This is a genomic window from Enterobacter sp. 148H3 (assembly GCF_034107425.1).
Lineage (GTDB): Bacteria > Pseudomonadota > Gammaproteobacteria > Enterobacterales > Enterobacteriaceae > Enterobacter > Enterobacter vonholyi.
Genome location: NZ_JAWNEI010000004.1, coordinates 66,391 through 83,626, shown reverse-complemented (window position 1 = coordinate 83,626; position 17,236 = coordinate 66,391). Strand labels below are relative to the sequence as shown.

The 17,236-nt window shown below is 56.1% G+C and carries 19 protein-coding genes; 11 read left to right on the top strand and 8 right to left on the bottom strand.

Translation table 11 applies throughout. The features are described from left to right. The first annotated feature begins 174 nt into the window (after positions 1–174). The 8 genes from potF to USH94_RS07020 all read left to right on the top strand — a co-directional run bounded on the left by potF (position 175) and on the right by USH94_RS07020 (position 8,265). On the top strand, positions 175–1,287 hold the full coding sequence (gene potF, locus USH94_RS07055) for a spermidine/putrescine ABC transporter substrate-binding protein PotF (RefSeq protein WP_008503444.1): 1,113 nt from the start codon (positions 175–177) through the stop codon (positions 1,285–1,287). Positions 1,288–1,385: 98 nt separating this feature from the next. After that, positions 1,386–2,519, top strand: a complete 1,134-nt coding sequence (potG, locus tag USH94_RS07050; RefSeq protein ID WP_024907855.1) for a putrescine ABC transporter ATP-binding subunit PotG — start codon at positions 1,386–1,388, stop codon at positions 2,517–2,519. 10 nt (positions 2,520–2,529) lie between these two features. Further along, positions 2,530–3,483: a putrescine ABC transporter permease PotH gene (gene potH / locus USH94_RS07045; RefSeq protein WP_111963878.1), complete on the top strand. Its 954-nt coding sequence runs from the start codon at positions 2,530–2,532 to the stop codon at positions 3,481–3,483. Beyond that, entirely contained in the window at positions 3,480–4,325 is an 846-nt protein-coding gene (gene potI / locus USH94_RS07040; RefSeq protein WP_100122374.1) for a putrescine ABC transporter permease PotI, read from the top strand. Before potH ends, potI begins: the two co-directional genes overlap by 4 nt. A gap of 65 nt (positions 4,326–4,390) precedes the next feature. Then, positions 4,391–4,864, top strand: a complete 474-nt coding sequence (locus USH94_RS07035; RefSeq protein WP_111963879.1) for a YbjO family protein — start codon at positions 4,391–4,393, stop codon at positions 4,862–4,864. Positions 4,865–4,904: 40 nt separating this feature from the next. Then, positions 4,905–6,032 (top strand): 23S rRNA (uracil(747)-C(5))-methyltransferase RlmC, encoded by a 1,128-nt coding sequence (rlmC, locus tag USH94_RS07030; protein WP_111963880.1) that lies wholly within the window; start codon positions 4,905–4,907, stop codon positions 6,030–6,032. Positions 6,033–6,104: 72 nt separating this feature from the next. Continuing rightward, a complete protein-coding gene (locus USH94_RS07025; RefSeq protein ID WP_111963881.1) occupies positions 6,105–6,812 on the top strand; it encodes a response regulator transcription factor in 708 nt (235 codons plus the stop codon). Beyond that, positions 6,796–8,265, top strand: coding sequence for an ATP-binding protein (locus USH94_RS07020; RefSeq protein ID WP_111963882.1), 1,470 nt, complete (start codon positions 6,796–6,798; stop codon positions 8,263–8,265). The genes USH94_RS07025 and USH94_RS07020 overlap by 17 nt, the downstream gene beginning before the upstream one ends. Before the next feature lie 80 nt (positions 8,266–8,345). On the opposite strand, the gene artJ is transcribed toward USH94_RS07020, so the two are convergent. The 6 genes from artJ to USH94_RS06990 form a co-directional block, all read right to left on the bottom strand. After that, the gene (gene artJ / locus USH94_RS07015) at positions 8,346–9,077 is read right to left on the bottom strand and encodes an arginine ABC transporter substrate-binding protein ArtJ (RefSeq protein ID WP_021240923.1); all 732 of its coding nucleotides are present in this window, start codon (positions 9,075–9,077) and stop codon (positions 8,346–8,348) included. Between the two features lie 173 nt (positions 9,078–9,250). Beyond that, positions 9,251–9,919, bottom strand: a complete 669-nt coding sequence (gene artM, locus USH94_RS07010) for an arginine ABC transporter permease ArtM (RefSeq protein WP_023310940.1) — start codon at positions 9,917–9,919, stop codon at positions 9,251–9,253. Next, positions 9,919–10,635, bottom strand: a complete 717-nt coding sequence (gene artQ, locus USH94_RS07005) for an arginine ABC transporter permease ArtQ (RefSeq protein WP_025756069.1) — start codon at positions 10,633–10,635, stop codon at positions 9,919–9,921. Before artQ ends, artM begins: the two co-directional genes overlap by 1 nt. A gap of 6 nt (positions 10,636–10,641) precedes the next feature. Next, positions 10,642–11,373, bottom strand: a complete 732-nt coding sequence (artI, locus tag USH94_RS07000) for an arginine ABC transporter substrate-binding protein ArtI (protein WP_008500032.1) — start codon at positions 11,371–11,373, stop codon at positions 10,642–10,644. A gap of 19 nt (positions 11,374–11,392) precedes the next feature. Continuing rightward, positions 11,393–12,121, bottom strand: coding sequence for an arginine ABC transporter ATP-binding protein ArtP (gene artP, locus USH94_RS06995; protein WP_023310942.1), 729 nt, complete (start codon positions 12,119–12,121; stop codon positions 11,393–11,395). A 226-nt stretch (positions 12,122–12,347) separates the two neighbouring features. Further along, positions 12,348–12,866, bottom strand: coding sequence for a lipoprotein (locus USH94_RS06990; protein WP_111963884.1), 519 nt, complete (start codon positions 12,864–12,866; stop codon positions 12,348–12,350). A 97-nt stretch (positions 12,867–12,963) separates the two neighbouring features. Between USH94_RS06990 and USH94_RS06985 the strand changes: the two genes are divergently transcribed. The 3 genes from USH94_RS06985 (at position 12,964) to USH94_RS06975 (ending at position 14,996) form a co-directional block, all read left to right on the top strand. Further along, positions 12,964–13,287 carry a heavy metal-binding domain-containing protein gene (locus USH94_RS06985; protein ID WP_008500028.1) on the top strand — a complete coding sequence of 108 codons (324 nt, stop codon included), beginning with the start codon at positions 12,964–12,966 and terminating at the stop codon, positions 13,285–13,287. After that, positions 13,284–14,114 carry an N-acetylmuramoyl-L-alanine amidase gene (locus USH94_RS06980; protein ID WP_111963885.1) on the top strand — a complete coding sequence of 277 codons (831 nt, stop codon included), beginning with the start codon at positions 13,284–13,286 and terminating at the stop codon, positions 14,112–14,114. Before USH94_RS06985 ends, USH94_RS06980 begins: the two co-directional genes overlap by 4 nt. A gap of 258 nt (positions 14,115–14,372) precedes the next feature. Continuing rightward, complete coding sequence (locus tag USH94_RS06975; protein ID WP_111963886.1) at positions 14,373–14,996, top strand: helix-turn-helix domain-containing protein; 624 nt, start codon at positions 14,373–14,375, stop codon at positions 14,994–14,996. Positions 14,997–15,016: 20 nt separating this feature from the next. Here USH94_RS06975 and USH94_RS06970 read toward each other — a convergent pair whose 3' ends face one another. Next, positions 15,017–15,631, bottom strand: a complete 615-nt coding sequence (locus USH94_RS06970) for a hypothetical protein (protein WP_111963887.1) — start codon at positions 15,629–15,631, stop codon at positions 15,017–15,019. Next, positions 15,631–17,205, bottom strand: coding sequence for an ExeA family protein (locus tag USH94_RS06965; RefSeq protein ID WP_111963888.1), 1,575 nt, complete (start codon positions 17,203–17,205; stop codon positions 15,631–15,633). The genes USH94_RS06970 and USH94_RS06965 overlap by 1 nt, the downstream gene beginning before the upstream one ends. Positions 17,206–17,236: the final 31 nt, after the last annotated feature.

Genomic DNA, 17,236 nt, shown 5'->3' with positions numbered 1-17,236 from the left:
GCAGACACGGGCTACAGTTATTCTTGCGATGCTTCAAAAAGCGAGCGGAAGCTGCCGGGTAAAGAGGTTTCTTTTTATTTTGAGCAGAGCGACAAACTATGCATGATTTTTGCATACATTTAGATTGCACAGTTTTAGTTCGTTTGTTAACGAGCTTTCAGAAGGAATAACACTATGATCGCCTTGAATAAAAAATGGTTATCGGGTCTGGTTGCGGGTGCTCTGATGGCCGTCTCTGCCGGCACGCTCGCTGCGGAACAAAAAACGCTGCACGTTTATAACTGGTCTGACTATATTGCGCCGGACACGGTGGCGAATTTTGAAAAAGAGACCGGCATTAAAGTCGTCTACGACGTGTTCGATTCCAACGAAGTGCTGGAAGGAAAACTGATGGCGGGCAGCACCGGGTTTGACCTCGTGGTGCCTTCCGCAAGCTTCCTCGAGCGTCAGCTGACGGCAGGCGTCTTCCAGCCGCTGGATAAGAGCAAATTACCGAACTGGAAAAATCTCGATCCGGAAGTGCTGAAGCTGGTGGCCAAGCATGATCCGGACAACAAATACGCCATGCCTTACCTGTGGGCGACTACCGGTATCGGCTACAACGTCGATAAAGTCAAAGCCGCGCTGGGCCCGGACGTGAAGCTGGACAGCTGGGACGTGGTGCTTAAGCCGGAAAACCTTGAGAAGCTGAAAAGCTGCGGCGTCTCCTTCCTCGATGCGCCGGAAGAGATTTTCGCAACCGTGCTGAACTACCTGGGCAAAGATCCGAACAGCAATAAAGCCGATGATTACACTGGCCCGGCGACCGATCTGCTGCTGAAGCTGCGTCCAAACATTCGTTACTTCCACTCATCTCAGTACATCAACGACCTGGCGAACGGCGACATCTGCGTCGCGATTGGCTGGGCAGGGGACGTATGGCAGGCGGCTAACCGCGCGAAAGAGGCGAAAAACGGTGTGAACGTCTCCTACTTCATTCCGAAAGAGGGGGCGCTGGCCTTCTTCGACGTCTTCGCGATGCCGGCTGATGCGAAAAACAAAGATGAAGCGTATCAGTTCCTCAACTACCTGATGCGTCCTGAGGTGATCGCCCACATCAGCGACCACGTTTACTACGCGAATGGTAACAAGGCCTCCGTGCCGCTGGTGAGCGAAGAAATCCGTAATAACCCGGCTATCTATCCGCCAGCGGATGTGTTCGCCAAGCTCTTCACCCTGAAAGTCCAGGATCCAAAAATTGACCGCGTGCGTACCCGCGCGTGGACCAAGGTGAAAAGCGGTAAATAACCCTTTGTCACAGGCCGGGCAAGCCAGGCGCCCCCGGCAACAGGCGCACCGTTCTGGTGCGCCTGCACCATGATTTGATTTCTGCCGGAGAGCACCCCGTGAATGACGCGATCCCCCGCCCGCAGGCGAAAGTCCGTAAAGCGCTGACCCCGCTTCTTGAAATTCGTAACCTCACCAAATCTTTCGATGGCCAGCATGCCGTGGACGACGTCAGCCTGACGATTTATAAAGGCGAGATTTTTGCTCTTCTGGGAGCTTCTGGCTGCGGTAAATCGACCCTGCTGCGTATGCTGGCCGGTTTTGAACAACCCACCGCCGGGCAGATCATGCTCGATGGCGTGGATCTCTCCAGCGTGCCGCCGTATCAGCGCCCGATTAACATGATGTTCCAGTCCTACGCGCTGTTCCCGCACATGACGGTGGAGCAGAACATCGCCTTTGGCCTGAAGCAGGACAAGCTGCCGAAGGCCGAAATTACCGCGCGCGTGGCCGAGATGCTGAGCCTGGTACACATGCAGGAGTTCGCGAAGCGTAAGCCGCATCAGCTGTCCGGCGGCCAGCGCCAGCGCGTGGCCCTGGCTCGCAGCCTGGCAAAACGCCCGAAACTGCTGCTGCTTGATGAGCCGATGGGCGCGCTGGATAAAAAGCTGCGCGACCGTATGCAGCTTGAAGTGGTCGATATCCTCGAGCGCGTGGGCGTGACCTGCGTGATGGTTACCCACGACCAGGAAGAGGCCATGACCATGGCCGGACGTATCGCCATCATGAACCGCGGGAAGTTCGTGCAGATTGGCGAGCCGGAAGAGATTTATGAGCATCCAACCACCCGCTACAGCGCGGAGTTCATCGGCTCGGTCAACGTCTTCGAAGGGCTGCTGAAAGATCGTCAGGAAGATGGTCTGGTCATCGAATCGCCGGGGCTGCAGCATCCGCTGAAGGTCGACCCAGATAACTCCGTGGTGGATAACGTGCCTGTCTACGTCGCGCTGCGTCCGGAGAAGATCATGCTCTGTGAGGATCCGCCTGCCGATGGCTATAACTTTGCCGTCGGCGAAGTGGTGCACATTGCCTATCTTGGCGACCTCTCCATCTATCACGTGCGCCTGAAAAGCGGGCAGATGCTCAGCGCGCAGTTACAGAACGAACATCGCTACCGCAAGGGGCAGCCGACCTGGGGCGACGAAGTGCGCCTGTGTTGGGATGCAGACAGTTGCGTTGTGCTGACGGTATAAGGAGCGGCCAATGAGTACACTTGAACCTCCAGCCCGCGCAGGTAAACCGGGCAGTTTTGCCCAGTGGCTGACGCGAATGCAGATGAACCACGGCCGCAAGCTGGTGATCGCCATGCCGTACGTGTGGCTGATCCTGCTGTTCCTGCTGCCGTTCCTGATTGTTTTCAAGATAAGCCTGGCGGAAATGGCGCGGGCAATCCCGCCTTACACCAACCTGCTGGACTGGGCCGACGGGCAGCTGACGCTGACCTTAAACCTGGGTAACTTCCTGCAGCTCACCGACGACCCGCTCTATTTCGAAGCCTATCTGCAGTCGCTGCAGGTGGCGGCTATCTCGACGCTCTGCTGTCTGGTGATGGGCTACCCGCTGGCGTGGGCGGTGGCGCACAGTAAGCCGTCGACCCGCAACATCCTGCTGCTGCTGGTAATCTTACCGTCGTGGACCTCGTTCCTGATCCGCGTTTACGCCTGGATGGGGATCCTGAAAAACAACGGCGTGCTGAACAACTTCCTGATGTGGCTCGGGGTTATCGATCAGCCCCTGACGATCCTGCACACCAACCTCGCGGTCTATATCGGTATTGTGTACGCCTATCTGCCGTTTATGGTGCTGCCAATCTACACGGCGCTGACCCGTATCGACTACTCGCTGGTGGAAGCGTCGCTCGATCTCGGTGCCCGTCCGCTAAAAACCTTCTTCAGCGTCATTGTCCCGCTGACCAAAGGCGGCATTATCGCCGGGTCGATGCTGGTCTTTATCCCGGCGGTGGGGGAGTTTGTGATCCCGGAACTGCTCGGCGGGCCTGATAGCATCATGATTGGCCGCGTGTTGTGGCAGGAGTTTTTCAATAACCGCGACTGGCCGGTGGCGTCAGCGGTGGCGATTATCATGTTACTGCTGCTGATCGTGCCGATCATGTGGTTCCACAAGCATCAGCAGAAACAGATGGGAGATCGCGGATGAACAACTTACCGGTAGTACGCTCCCCGTGGCGAATCGCGATCCTGGTGATCGGCTTTACCTTCCTGTATGCGCCGATGCTGATGCTGGTGATCTATTCGTTTAACAGCTCCAAACTGGTGACGGTCTGGGCAGGCTGGTCGACGCGCTGGTACAGCGAGTTGTTCCACGATGATGCAATGATGAGCGCGGTGGGGCTGAGCCTGACCATTGCGGCGCTGGCGGCGACCATGGCGTCCGTGCTGGGCACGATCGCCGCGCTGGTGATGGTGCGCTTCGGGCGTTTTCGCGGTTCGAACGGCTTTGCCTTTATGATTACCGCCCCGCTGGTCATGCCGGACGTGATCACCGGTCTCGCGCTGCTGCTTCTGTTCGTGGCCATGGCGCACGCCATCGGCTGGCCGGCAGATCGCGGCATGCTCACCATCTGGCTGGCGCACGTCACTTTCTGTACGGCCTACGTAGCGGTAGTGATCTCCTCGCGCCTGCGCGAGCTGGATCGCTCCATTGAAGAGGCGGCGATGGATCTCGGCGCGACCCCGCTGAAGGTCTTTTTCATCATCACGCTGCCGATGATTATGCCGGCGGTGATCTCCGGCTGGCTGCTGGCGTTTACCCTGTCGCTCGACGATCTGGTGATCGCCAGCTTTGTTTCCGGCCCGGGGGCGACCACGCTGCCGATGCTGGTCTTCTCCAGCGTGCGTATGGGGGTCAACCCGGAGATCAACGCCCTGGCCTCTATCATCCTCGGCGTGGTCGGAATTGTCGGATTTATCGCCTGGTATTTGATGGCGCGCGCGGAAAAACAGCGCGTGCGCGATATCCAGCGTGCAAGACGCGGCTGAAGGATTTAAAATTTCCAGTGATGTGCCGCGCATGACGCGGCACTGTTTTTCAGGGAAGTAAAACATTGGGATTATTAAAAAAATCACGTATTACGCACGCGCGTCCTAACGTACCTGCGCTGGTTCAGGTGGCGGCGCTCGCCATTATTATGATCCGCTGCCTGGACGTGCTGATGATTCTCAACACCCTGGGCGTGCGCGGCATCGGTGAATTCATTCACCGCAGTGTGCAGACGTGGAATCTGACGCTGGTCTTTTTGAGCAGCCTGATGCTGGTGTTTATCGAGATCTACTGCGCGTTTTCGCTGGTTAAAGGGCGCAACTGGGCGCGATGGGTCTATCTGCTGACGCAAATTACCGCCGCAAGCTATCTGTGGGCCGCCTCGCTGGGGTATGGCTACCCGGAGCTGTTCAGCATCGCCGGTGAATCCAAACGCGAGATCCTGCGCGCGCTGTTTATGCAAAAACTGCCGGACATGCTGGTGCTCTTTCTACTCTTCGTTCCGGCTTCCAGTCGGAGATTCTTCCGCCTGCAATAATGTGTATAATCGCAGCCCTCGTGATTTTTAAGGTTTTCATATGCAGTGCTCACTCTATGACGCCGGACGCTGCCGCTCCTGCCAGTGGATAGAACAGCCGGTTTCTCAACAACTCACCGCCAAAATGGCCGACCTGCAACAGCTGCTGGCAGAACACGCGGTGGGCGAGTGGTGCGCACCCGTCAGCGGCCCTGAACAGGGTTTTCGCAATAAAGCCAAAATGGTGGTCAGCGGCAGCGTAGAAAAACCGCTGCTGGGGATGCTGCACCGCGACGGCACGCCGGAAGACTTAACCGACTGCCCGCTGTATCCCGACTCGTTTGAGCCTGTCTTTGCCGCACTGAAACCGTTTATCGCGCGGGCGGGCTTAACGCCCTACAGCGTGGCCCGCAGGCGCGGCGAGCTGAAATACCTTCTGCTGACGGAAAGCCAGAAAGACGGCGGCATGATGCTGCGCTTCGTGCTGCGCTCTGAAACCAAGCTGGAGCAGCTGCGCGCGGCGCTGCCGTGGCTGCAGGCGCAGCTTCCGCAGCTGAAGGTCATTACGGCAAACATTCAGCCCGTGCATATGGCAATCATGGAAGGGGAGAAAGAGATTTTCTTCACCGACCAGCACGCGCTGGCCGAAAGCTTCAACGGGGTGCCGCTGTGGATCCGCCCGCAAAGCTTCTTCCAGACCAACCCGACCGTGGCAAGCAGCCTGTACGCCGCCGCCCGCGACTGGGTTCGTGCGTTGAACGTTCACCACATGTGGGATCTCTTCTGCGGCGTGGGCGGTTTTGGCCTGCACTGCGCCACGCCGGAGATGCAGCTCACCGGCATTGAGATCTCTGCCGAAGCGATTGCCTGCGCGAAGCAGTCCGCCGCCGAACTTGGGTTAACGAATCTGCACTTCCAGGCGCTCGACTCTACGCAGTTCGCGACCGGCCAGGGCAACGTGCCGGAGCTGGTGCTGGTCAACCCGCCGCGCCGCGGCATCGGCAATGCGCTGTGCGACTACCTGAGCCAGATGGCGCCAGAGTACATCATCTATTCCAGCTGCAACGCGCAGACCATGGCAAAAGACATTGCGCAACTACCGGGCTATCGCGTTGAACGCGTTCAGCTTTTTGATATGTTCCCGCACACCGCGCACTATGAAGTGCTGACGTTGCTCGTAAAATCTTAAACAAAATGTGAACTCTTCATCCCGGCGAAATCAGGTAAGCTTACGTCATAAGAAATGAATGAAGGCTTACCCATGAAGCAGATCCTGCTGGTGGAAGACGACCACGATATCGCGGCGCTTCTGCGACTCAATTTAGAAGACGAAGGCTACGCCATCACCCACGAACCCGACGGGGGCAAAGCCCTGCAGCGTCTTGAAGTCCAGACGTGGGACGCGGTGATCCTCGACCTGATGCTGCCCAGCGTTGACGGCCTGGAGATTTGCCGCCGCATCCGTCAGATGACGCGCTACCTGCCGGTGATCATCATCAGCGCCCGCAGCAGTGAAACCGACCGCATCACCGGGCTGGAAACCGGCGCCGATGACTATCTGGCAAAACCGTTCTCCGTGCAGGAGCTGATTGCGCGCATCAAAGCGCTGTTTCGTCGCCAGCAGGCGATGGGGCAGGCGCAAACCGACGGTCAAATTCAGGCTCACGGACTGACCATCGATCCGCTGGCGCGCAGCGTGCTGCTTCACGGCCAGGTGGTGGATCTCACCCCGCGCGAGTTCGAGCTGCTCTACTTCTTTGCCCGTCATCCCGGCGAGGTGTTCTCCCGTCTGGCGCTGCTGGAGCAGGTCTGGGGTTACCAGCACGAAGGCTACGAGCACACCGTCAACACCCATATCAACCGCCTGCGCATCAAGATTGAGAAGGACGCCGCCGAGCCGGAGATTATTCGCACCGTCTGGGGCAAGGGCTACAAATTTGCGGAGCCAAATCATGATGCGCCGCTTTAGCCTGAGCCAGCGCCTGACGCTGCTGTTCATCCTGCTGATGATGCTCTGCGCCGCCGTTGCCTGCGCGGTACAGCTCTACAGCAGCATGCAGTACGGTAATGCGATGGTGCAGCGTTTGTCTGGCGGGCTGGCGCAGCAGATCGTTCAGCGCGAACCAATTCTGGACGCGCAGGGCAGGGTTGACCGCAGCGCGCTGAAACCGCTGTTTGGCCGGCTGATGACCTTTAATCCGAGCGTTGAGCTCTACGTTGTCTCCCCGGACGGCGATATCCTCGCCGATGCCGCACCGCCGGGCCATATTCAGCGGCAAAAAATCGATCTGGCTCCGGTGCAGAGCTTCCTGAGCGGCACCGCCATGCCGGTATTGGGCGACGATCCGCGCAGTCAAAATCAAAAAGTCTTTAGCGCCACGCCGCTGCGGCAGGACGGCGAGCTAAAAGGCTATCTGTACATTATTTTGCAGGGCGAGGAGTCAAATTCTCTTGCGGAGATGGCCTGGCATAAGGCGCTGTGGAGTACCGTCCTGTGGTCACTGCTGTGGGTCGCGCTGTTTGGCCTGCTGGCCGGTTTACTGGTCTGGTACTGGGTCACGCGCCCGGTTAAACAGCTGACGGTGGAAGTCGCCGGGCTGGAGCAAGACAGCATAAGCGCTATCAGACAGCTGGCGGCACAGACGCCGGACGCGGCGGCAAAAGATGAGGTGGCGATCCTGCGCAACAGTTTTATCGAGCTGGCGCGCAAAATCACCCAGCAGTGGGATCGGCTGGCCGACAGCGATCGCCAGCGCCGGGAGTTTATCGCCAATATTTCGCACGATCTCCGTACGCCGCTGACCTCGCTGCTGGGCTATCTCGAAACCCTGTCGCTCAAATCCGCCACGCTGACGCCGCAGGAGCACCAGCAGTATCTCGCCACCGCGCTGCGCCAGGGACAAAAGGTCCGTCATCTTTCGCAGCAGCTGTTTGAGCTGGCGCGCCTGGAGTACGGCGGTATTAAACCCCAGCGCGAGCGGTTCGCGATGGGAGAGCTGATTTCCGACGTGGCGCAGAAGTTTGAGCTCACCGCCCGTACGCGAGAGGTCAACCTGCATATTGACGTGCCGGGGCCGTTGCCGCTGATAAACGCCGATGTGTCGATGATCGAGCGCGTAGTAACCAACCTGCTGGATAACGCGATGCGCCATACGCCTGGCGGCGGGGAAATTCGTCTGGCGGTGTGGCAGGAAAATGAACGGCTGCAGGTCGAAGTGTCCGATAGCGGAGCGGGCGTGGATGCCGCGCTGCGCGACGATCTGTTCCAGCGGCCGTCGGCGCTCAATACTCAGGCGTCGAGAGAGAATCGCGGCGGGTTAGGGCTGCTGATTGTTAAACGGATGCTGGAGCTGCACGGGGGTGGGATCAGGCTGATGGAGTCGGCGAGCGGAGCACGGTTCAGGTTCTTTGTGCCACTCTGAGAAATTGCCGGGTGGCGGCTTCGCCTTACCCGGCCTACAGACTACCACCCCCATAGGCCGAGCCACCCGGCAAAAAAATCTTACTGCGGGAACCACTGCTCGCTAATTTTCTGGTAAGTACCGTCTGCTTTAATCGCTTTCAGCGCACCGTTCAGTTTTTCCAGCAGGGCTTTGTTATCCGGACGTACCGCGATACCCAGACCCGTGCCGAAGTACTGTGGATCGGTCACTTTCTCGGTAGCCGTGCCCAGCTGCGGATTGGTTTTCAGCCACTCGTTCACCACGGCGGTATCGCCGAAGACGCCGTCGATACGGCCATTTTTCAGGTCAATAATCGCGTTCTGGTAGCTGTCATAGGCCACGGTCTTCACTTCCGGATGTTTGTCCTGGAGATATTTCTGGTGCGTGGTGCCGTTTTCCATCCCGATGCGTTTGCCTTTCAGCTGATCGAAAGAGGTATAAGCGCCTTTCTTCGCAATCACCACCGCCGAGTTGGCGTAGTACGGGTCGGTGAACGCGACCTGCTTGCTGCGCTCAGGCGTGATGTCCATCCCGGAGATCACCGCGTCGTATTTTTTGAACTTCAGCGACGGGATCAGGCTGTCAAAAGCATGGTTAGTAAAGGTGCAGTCGGCCTGCATCTGTTTGCACAGCGCTTTCGCCAGATCGATATCGAAACCGACGATCTGGTTGCTGGCATCCAGCGACTCAAACGGCGGATAGGTGGCGGACACGCCGAAATTGATTTTATCCGCAGCGGATGCGCCAGCGGCGAAGGTGGCGAGTAATGCGGCCAGAACTAACTTTTTCATTGTAATGCTCCCGTCTGTCTTATTGATGCGCCGTGTCTGCGGCCTGGATGTACAATGCCAGTTAATGAATTTATATGCAATAAAAATGATTAAGTATTATTTTTATCGCAAAAAAAAGCGGATAACCCATCAGGTTACCCGCTTCATGAATACCGTTTTATGCATTTTCGTGGTTAATTTCTGCGCTCAAACGCCAGCGCTTTACGCTCGATCAGGCGCATCATCAGCGTCAACAGGCCGTTAACCACCAGATAGACCACGCCTGCCGCACCGAACACCATCACGTCATAGGTGCGTCCGTACAGCAGCTGTCCGTGACCCATCACCTCCATCAGGGTGATGGTGTAGGCCAGAGAGGTACTCTTGAACACCAGCACCACTTCGTTGGAGTAAGAAGAGAGCGCGCGCTTAAAAGCGTACGGCAGCAGGATCGCTAGCGTGTCTTTCTTGCTCATGCCCAGCGCTCCGCAGGACTGCCACTGGCCTTCCGGTATGGCGCGGATCGCGCCGTAGAACAGCTGGGTGGTATAGGCCGCACTGTTCAGCGAAAGGGCAATCAGGGCACACAGCCACGGTTCAGAAAGCAGATGCCAGATAACCGGATACTCCTGCAGCGACGGGAACTGGCCCGGGCCGTAGTAAATCAGGAAGATCTGCACCAGCAGCGGCGTACCGGTAAACAGGGTGATGTACCCGCGCACAATCCACACCAGCACCGGCGTTTTCAGCGTCAGGATGATGGTGAAAATAAGGGCCAGGATCAGCGCCACGATAATGGACGCCACGGTCAGCGTCAGGCTGGTATGCAGCCCTTTCATCAACTCGGGGAAATATTCAAGCATCAGCCTGGTCTCCGTTCAAAGCGCGTCGCACGCAGGTCAATACGCTTGAGGATGTACTGACTGAGCAACGTGATCACCAGGTAGATCGCCGCCGCCACAATGTACCAGGTAAAGGGCTCCTGGGTACGGGTGGCGATGCTTTTGGTTTGCAGCATTAAATCATTGACGCTAATCAGGCTCACCAGCGCGGTATCCTTCAGCAGCACCAGCCACTGGTTGCCGAGCCCAGGCAGGGCATGACGCCACATCTGCGGCATGACCAGACGGAAGAAGATGGCTGATTTCGACAACCCTAACGCCTGACCCGACTCCCATTGACCCTGCGGCACGGCTTTCAGCGCACCGCGCAGGGTTTGCGACGCGTACGCGGAGTAGAGCAGGGAGAGGGCAATCACGCCGCACAGGAACGGGCTGACGTCGAAGTTTTCGATCTGCATCTGCACCGGGATCTGCGCAAAGCCGAGATTGAGGGTGAAGCCGTCCGACAGCGTGAGCAGCAGCTGTGAGGAACCGAAATAGATAAACAGGACCACCAGAATTTCCGGTAGCCCGCGCAGCACGGTGACCAGCGCGGAGCCTGTCCAGGCGACGGGGAACCATTTCGCGGATTCCCACACCGCAAAGAACATCGCCAGCACGAGGCCGATAATCAGTGCGCAAACGGCAAGACCGACGGTCATCCCGGCGGCGCTTGCTAAAGGAAAAATTTCATTCATCAGGAATTACTTCTGGAACCATTTTTTGTAGATGGTTTCGTAGGTGCCGTCTTTCTTCACTTTTTCCAGCGCAGCGTTGAATTTCTGCTGTAGCTCAGTGTTGCCCTGACGAACGGCAATTCCCAGACCGGTACCGAAATAATCCTTATCGGTCACTTTGTCGCCCACTGGCGCCAGCTTGTCGTTAGCTTTCAGCCACTCGGTCACTACCGCGGTATCACCGAAAACGCCGTCGATACGGCCATTCTGCAGATCCAGCTTGGCGTTCTGGTAGCTGTCATACGGAACGGTGGTGATTTCCGGATGCTTATCCATGATGAATTTCTGGTGGGTGGTACCGTTCTGCACGCCCACTTTTTTACCTTTCAGCTGATCGACAGAGGTGAATTTGCCTTTCTGACCAATGAACAGGGCGGAGTTGTCGTAGTAAGGGGTGGTGAACAGCACCTGCTTTTCACGCTCAGGGGTGATGTCCATACCGGCCATCACGGCGTCGATACGGCGGAACTTCAGGCTTGGGATCAGGCTGTCGAACGCCTGGTTGCTGAAGGTACAGGTCGCATCGATCTCTTTACACAGGGCGTTAGCCAGATCCACGTCGAAGCCAACAATTTTGTTGTTCGCATCGATGGACTCAAACGGAGGGTAAGAGGCTTCCGTAGCAAAACGAATGGTCTGAGCTGCGGTAGCGGAAAGGGTAACGCCAGCAAGCAGCACGGCAAGTAATACTTTTTTCATTATATTTCCCCTGACACAATCAATGAGATAAATAGTTTTTGAAGGCATCGGTTTGCGGGTTAGCGAAGCAGCTCGCATCACCTTGCTCAACGATATACCCGTTTTCCATGTAGACCACACGGCTGGCAGTTTTGCGCGCCACTTCCACTTCATGGGTGACGATAACCTGCGTAATGTTGGTTTCCGCCAGCTCGCGAATGATGCTCACGATCTGGGCGGTGATTTCCGGATCCAGCGCCGCGGTCGGTTCATCAAACAGCAGTACCGCGGGCTCCATCATCAGCGCACGGGCAATGGCCACACGCTGCTGCTGACCACCGGACAGGTGCAGCGGGTAGCGGTCGCTGTAGGGCTTAAGGCGCAGACGATCCAGCAGCTTTTCAGCACGGGCGATCGCCTGATCCTTGCTTAACCCCAGCACGCGGCACGGGGCTTCAATCAGGTTCTGCAGCACGGTCAGGTGCGGCCAGAGATTGTATTGCTGGAAGACCATGCCGACGTTTTGACGCAGCTCGCGAATCGCTTTATCAGACGGCGTCTTCGCGAAATCAAAGTGGTTACCGGCAATCGCCAGCGTACCTGAACGGGGCATTTCAAGCAGATTAAGGACGCGCAGAAGGGAGCTTTTGCCTGCACCGCTTGGGCCAAGCAAAACCAGCGTTTCGCCTTCCGGGCAGTTCAGCGTGATGTCAAACAGCGCCTGGTGTGCGCCGTAGAAGCAGTTAATGCCGTTTAGTTTAATACTCATCGGGGCAGTCTTTACTCATCCAGGCAATCTATAGCAATTGAGGCCGCAGATAGTACCGTTGACAGAATAGTTATGCAATATTTCTGCGTTAAAAGTTAAATATAACCCGTATTTCCTCTTAAACATAGCACAAAATAGCGAACGGCAAGGTCGGCGAGTATAAATGTCGGCATTCCGCAAGAAATGCCGCACATTTTACGGGGGTTACCAGGTTATATCGGCGAGTTTAGCGATTTTCAATCGACTGGCGCAGCGTGCCTGCCGAGGCATGAACGCTGCCGCCCACGTAGCGCACGTCGTCTACCGCCCAGCACTGTCCTTGACGGATCATCAGCACTTCATCCTGCCAGGTTTGGGTTCCCTGCGTCAGCTTCACGCGCAGCGGAATATTGCGGGCATCCGTGTTCGGAATGGTTGACGCGCTCGCCACTTCGGCGCTATCCGGCAGCGTGGCGCGGCTGGAGAACGGATCGGATTTCAGCAGGGCGTTATGCTGAGGATCGCGGGTGGCATCGTTAAGCAGTTTTGCCAGACCATCGCTCAGATACGGGCGCAGGCCAGTGAGATCGTTGCTGCGGTGCTGAATGCGATAATCATAGAACTGCTGCGCCACGGTGTCCGGGCCGCCCTCAATACAGGGGCCGCTGCGGGTACCGATATCCTTAAAGGCAGGCGTGACCGTGGTGGTACAGGCGCTGAGCACCAGCGCGCAGGGCACTAAAAGTGTTAAAGCTGAATAGCGCATGTTGATTTCCTTATTTATTAACTATCCTTTCAATCATAGCGTAACGAACCGATAATGCTGTGCCTAAGGCATTGAACGCTAAAGAAGGAGAGAAACCATGCAGTTTTCAACAACGCCAACCCTGGAAGGGCAAACTATCACCGAGTACTGCGGCGTGGTCACCGGCGAAGCGATTCTCGGCGCGAATATCTTCCGTGACTTTTTTGCCGGCATCCGCGATATCGTTGGCGGCCGCTCGGGCGCATATGAAAAAGAGCTGCGTAAAGCGCGTGAAATCGCCTTTAAAGAGCTTGGCGAGCAGGCGGAAGCCCTCGGCGCTGATGCGGTCGTGGGGATTGATATCGATTACGAAACGGTCGGGAAAGATGGCAGCATGCTGATGGTGAGCGTAAGCGGTACGGCGGTGAAAACCCTGAGATGAGGCGTTCGTTTGCCGCGCTGCTGCTGGCGCTGCTGCTGGCAGGATGCGCCACGGAAAAAGGGGTTATCGACAAAGGCGCCTACGAGCTGGATACGCGTCATCAGGCTCAGGCGGCTTATCCGCGCATCAAGGTGCTGGTGATCCACTACACCGCGGATGATTTTGACAGCTCGCTGGCCACGCTGACGGATAAAAACGTCAGCTCTCACTATTTGATCCCTGCCAGGCCTCCCGCTCCGGACGGTAAGCCGCGCATCTGGCAGCTTGTACCCGAGAGCGAACTGGCCTGGCATGCGGGCATCAGCTTCTGGCGCGGCACCAACCGCATCAATGATACGTCTGTCGGCATTGAGCTGGAGAACCGTGGCTGGCAAAAAACGTCGGGCGTTAAGCGCTTTACCCCTTTTGAGCCAGCGCAGATTGCGGCGCTGGTGCCGCTCGCCAAAGACATTATCACCCGCTACAACATCAAACCTGAAAATGTGGTGGCCCATTCTGATATCGCCCCGCAGCGCAAAGACGATCCCGGCCCGCTGTTCCCCTGGCGTCAGCTGGCGCTGCAGGGGATTGGCGCATGGCCCGACCCGGCGAGGGTGGCGTTTTACCTGAACGGCAAGCCGCGAGATGAGCTTGTGGAGCAGAAGGTGCTGCTCGATCTGCTGGCGCGCTACGGCTATGAGGTGACCGATAAGATGACGAACGCACAGCAGAAGCGCGTGATCGTCGCGTTTCAGATGCATTTTCGCCCGGCGCGCTGGGACGGCGTGGCCGATCGCGAAACGCTGGCTATCGCGGAGGCGCTGTTAGAGCGCTACGGGCAGGGGTAATCCTTCGGGTTACCCGACTCCACTTCTATACGGTCTCCTTTTGGACTAATTTTCTAATCACATTCGCGGAGTAAATGTTTATAGTTTCCTCAGTCGAAATTACTCGCTAACGTGTTTGACAATATATCAGCACGCGAAATCAGAAATACTGATGTGCTGACGTCTTAGCTTTATTTACATTTATTAAATGGACTACGCATTTATGCGCTGTGATTGCACACGTTCATCTTTTCCAATTTAATATTAATGGGTATAACTATGTTAAGTATCTATAGTAAAAATAGCCGTCCACAAGAAGAACTTGACGCCATTATCGCGGCAACTGAAGGTTTTGAAGAAAGAACCTTACGCAAATGGCAGCGTATCAGTACCGAGAATAACGAAGATATTCATTTTATCATTAGCGGTGAAGTTGAATTCCGCCGCAAGTCGGATGAACTGTGTGTATTCACCTTACATAATAAATGTATTTTCGGTCTCTCCTCTATTTATTACAATTCAGCGCATATGTACGGCCTGGTTCGTGCCAATACCGTGGTGCGCACTATTAAAAAAGATGATTTTTTCCGTCTGATGAGCGAAAAAAACCTGTGGGAAGCCTTGAGCAAAGTCCTCTCCTGGTATATTTGCATGCTCAGCAAACGTGACGAAGTGCTCGTCGCCCGCAGCGCGTACTCGATTGTTCGCGAGTTCTTGCTGGAAATTAACGAACTGATGGTGCACCATCAGCACGATATTAATATTTACGACTATATTCAGGAATATACCAGCCTTGCCCGCAGCACCATTATTAAAATCCTCGCTGACCTGAAAAAAGGTAATTATATTCAGGTTGATAAAGGTCGTCTGATGTATTTGTCGACACTGCCGGAGAAATATTAATCGCTTTTTACCCCCCCCTTTTAACTGGAAGAGGGACTATGTGTCAGTGAATTATTTGCCTGCGTTCCTGCCGTGGTTTCTTCCACGGGGGGCGTGGGTATTTTCCCTTGCGAATAATCTTTTTCCTGCTCTTTTAACGCCTTCATCAATAATGCCTTGATTGCCCCATCATCAAGTGTGTGACTGGTATTATCCTGTTCGGGAGTAGCAGAAACGTTCATTTCGGTCCCTGGCAATGTATCTCGGGATATATCATGCGATAATTCACCGTCTGGCGCCTGCTGCCAGTCGGTATCGCCGCTATCAATTGACATCTCCTGCAGCAGCGGCATCTCTTTTGTCATCGGTTCTTGCTTTGCTTCAGGCTGCGGGAACGGTTTACTGACATAGACATAATGCATGTCCGATAGCTTCGTTTCTGGCTTAACGGCGCTCGTTTTTATTGGCTCTGGTACCGGATGGCGCAGATCCCAGTAAAGATGAGTATAGAGTCCCGCAGCGATCGTCATCACTATTCCCACCACCCAGATCAGGGTGGCACAGACCATTTTTTTCAGCGAGGGGCGCCGGTAAGAAAACCAGACCGGTGCGTTCAGGGTATAGCTGCGCTGGGCAGCCAGAGTGATCGTCGACATTATAAATGCTTCTCCTGCGCGGTGGGGGTCGCAGATATATTTGCGGACTGAATAAGCACGCTTGGCGTAGTCCTGGTTTCACGCATTAACTGCATCAATGTCTCTTCACCCGCAATCCCGTCCACATGCAGATGCATTTTCTGCTGAAACTCGCGGGTACGTTGCATCAGTTCCGCCGTCCACACTTTTGCGTGGGTTTCGGGCAGATTCATCGCCAGGCTGAGCTGCTGATCCATCCAGCCCAGATCTTTGGCGCTGCTTTCAGCGCTCACGGCATCTTTCCCCTGCGGCGTAAGGCGGTGCAATAGGGTGTAATTGCCCGTTGCATGCTGGTTAAACCATTTGCGGCTCACCTGCCAGGTGCGATTATTCATCAGCAGATCCAGCGAGTTATCATCTACTCTGGCCACCACGGCATAGTTCAGGTGATCGCCTGTTCTGATCTCGCCGATCCACGGGTAACCCTCTTTTGCCAGCTCCTCGAGCGGAGCGCTGCCCTCCTTACACATCAGGTTGACCCGCCCGGCGTTCTGGCAGAGCGCCTCTTCCATCGTGGCGTCATAACCCCACATGGTATAGAGCTGATGCATCGCATCGGGCTTATTCACCACTTCATTCTCAATAACCGGCACCACTGGGGCGTCGGTTTTTGGGGTCTGCGGTTTCCAGCTTGCCATCACGGGCAGCTGTACCGGCAGTCTGGCGGTAATGGCGGGCATCAATGTCCAGCCGCAGGCGGCAAACAGTACAGAGGCAAAAAGGCCCATAACGGCAAGGCGTTTGCCCTTCGGTTTTGCCGGCAGAACTTCTCCTGCGGCGAGTCGCAGATGGCGCGGCGATACCTGCGCTGAACGTTCGGTCCAGGCGGCGAGCATCGCAAGGTGCGCCAGCTCGTTGAGTTTACTTACCTGTCCTTTGGTCAGAACATGCATCTTGCGCACGCGGGCCCGGGTGAACGGCGTCGCGTCGCTGCCATGCGCTTCACACTGGGCCTGAACATAGCTCATGGACTCGCGGCAGGTGAGAGGCCGGAGCATGTGATGCGTATGAAGAGATTCACGCAGCCCGGACTGCTGGAGGGCGGCTTCCTGGTCGGCCGATCCCATCAGCACAACCGACAGAGGCACATCCAGCTCCTGCGCGCGGGTTAACAAAACGGACAGTGCGTCATGGCAATTCGCTTTCATCGACTGAATATGCGAGATGACCAGCACTTTACGTGAGGTTTTGCGGGACAACATCTCGTCCTGCCACTGACGCAGCACAGCATCAATAGCCTGGATCCGGGTTTTGCTCTCTTTAGTGGTGGTGTTGAGTTTATAGAGCAGGCCGCTGGCGCTGAGTTTCGGGAAGGCGTTAATGGCAATCAGCGTGCCGTCATGCTTTTTAAGCGCATCGCAAAACTGCGAGGTGAGATAGCTGTCGTCGCTAAAGAGCGCAGTAACGCCTGTTGTCTGGCACTTCTCTTTCAGCAAACCGAACACATCCTGATGATACGGAACAAAAAAATCACCTGGCATCCGGCTGATAGTCCGGAAAGGCTGGGTAGTGAAATTAAAATGGCGCATATACATAGCGTATTACCGTCTCTTTCATTCATAACAA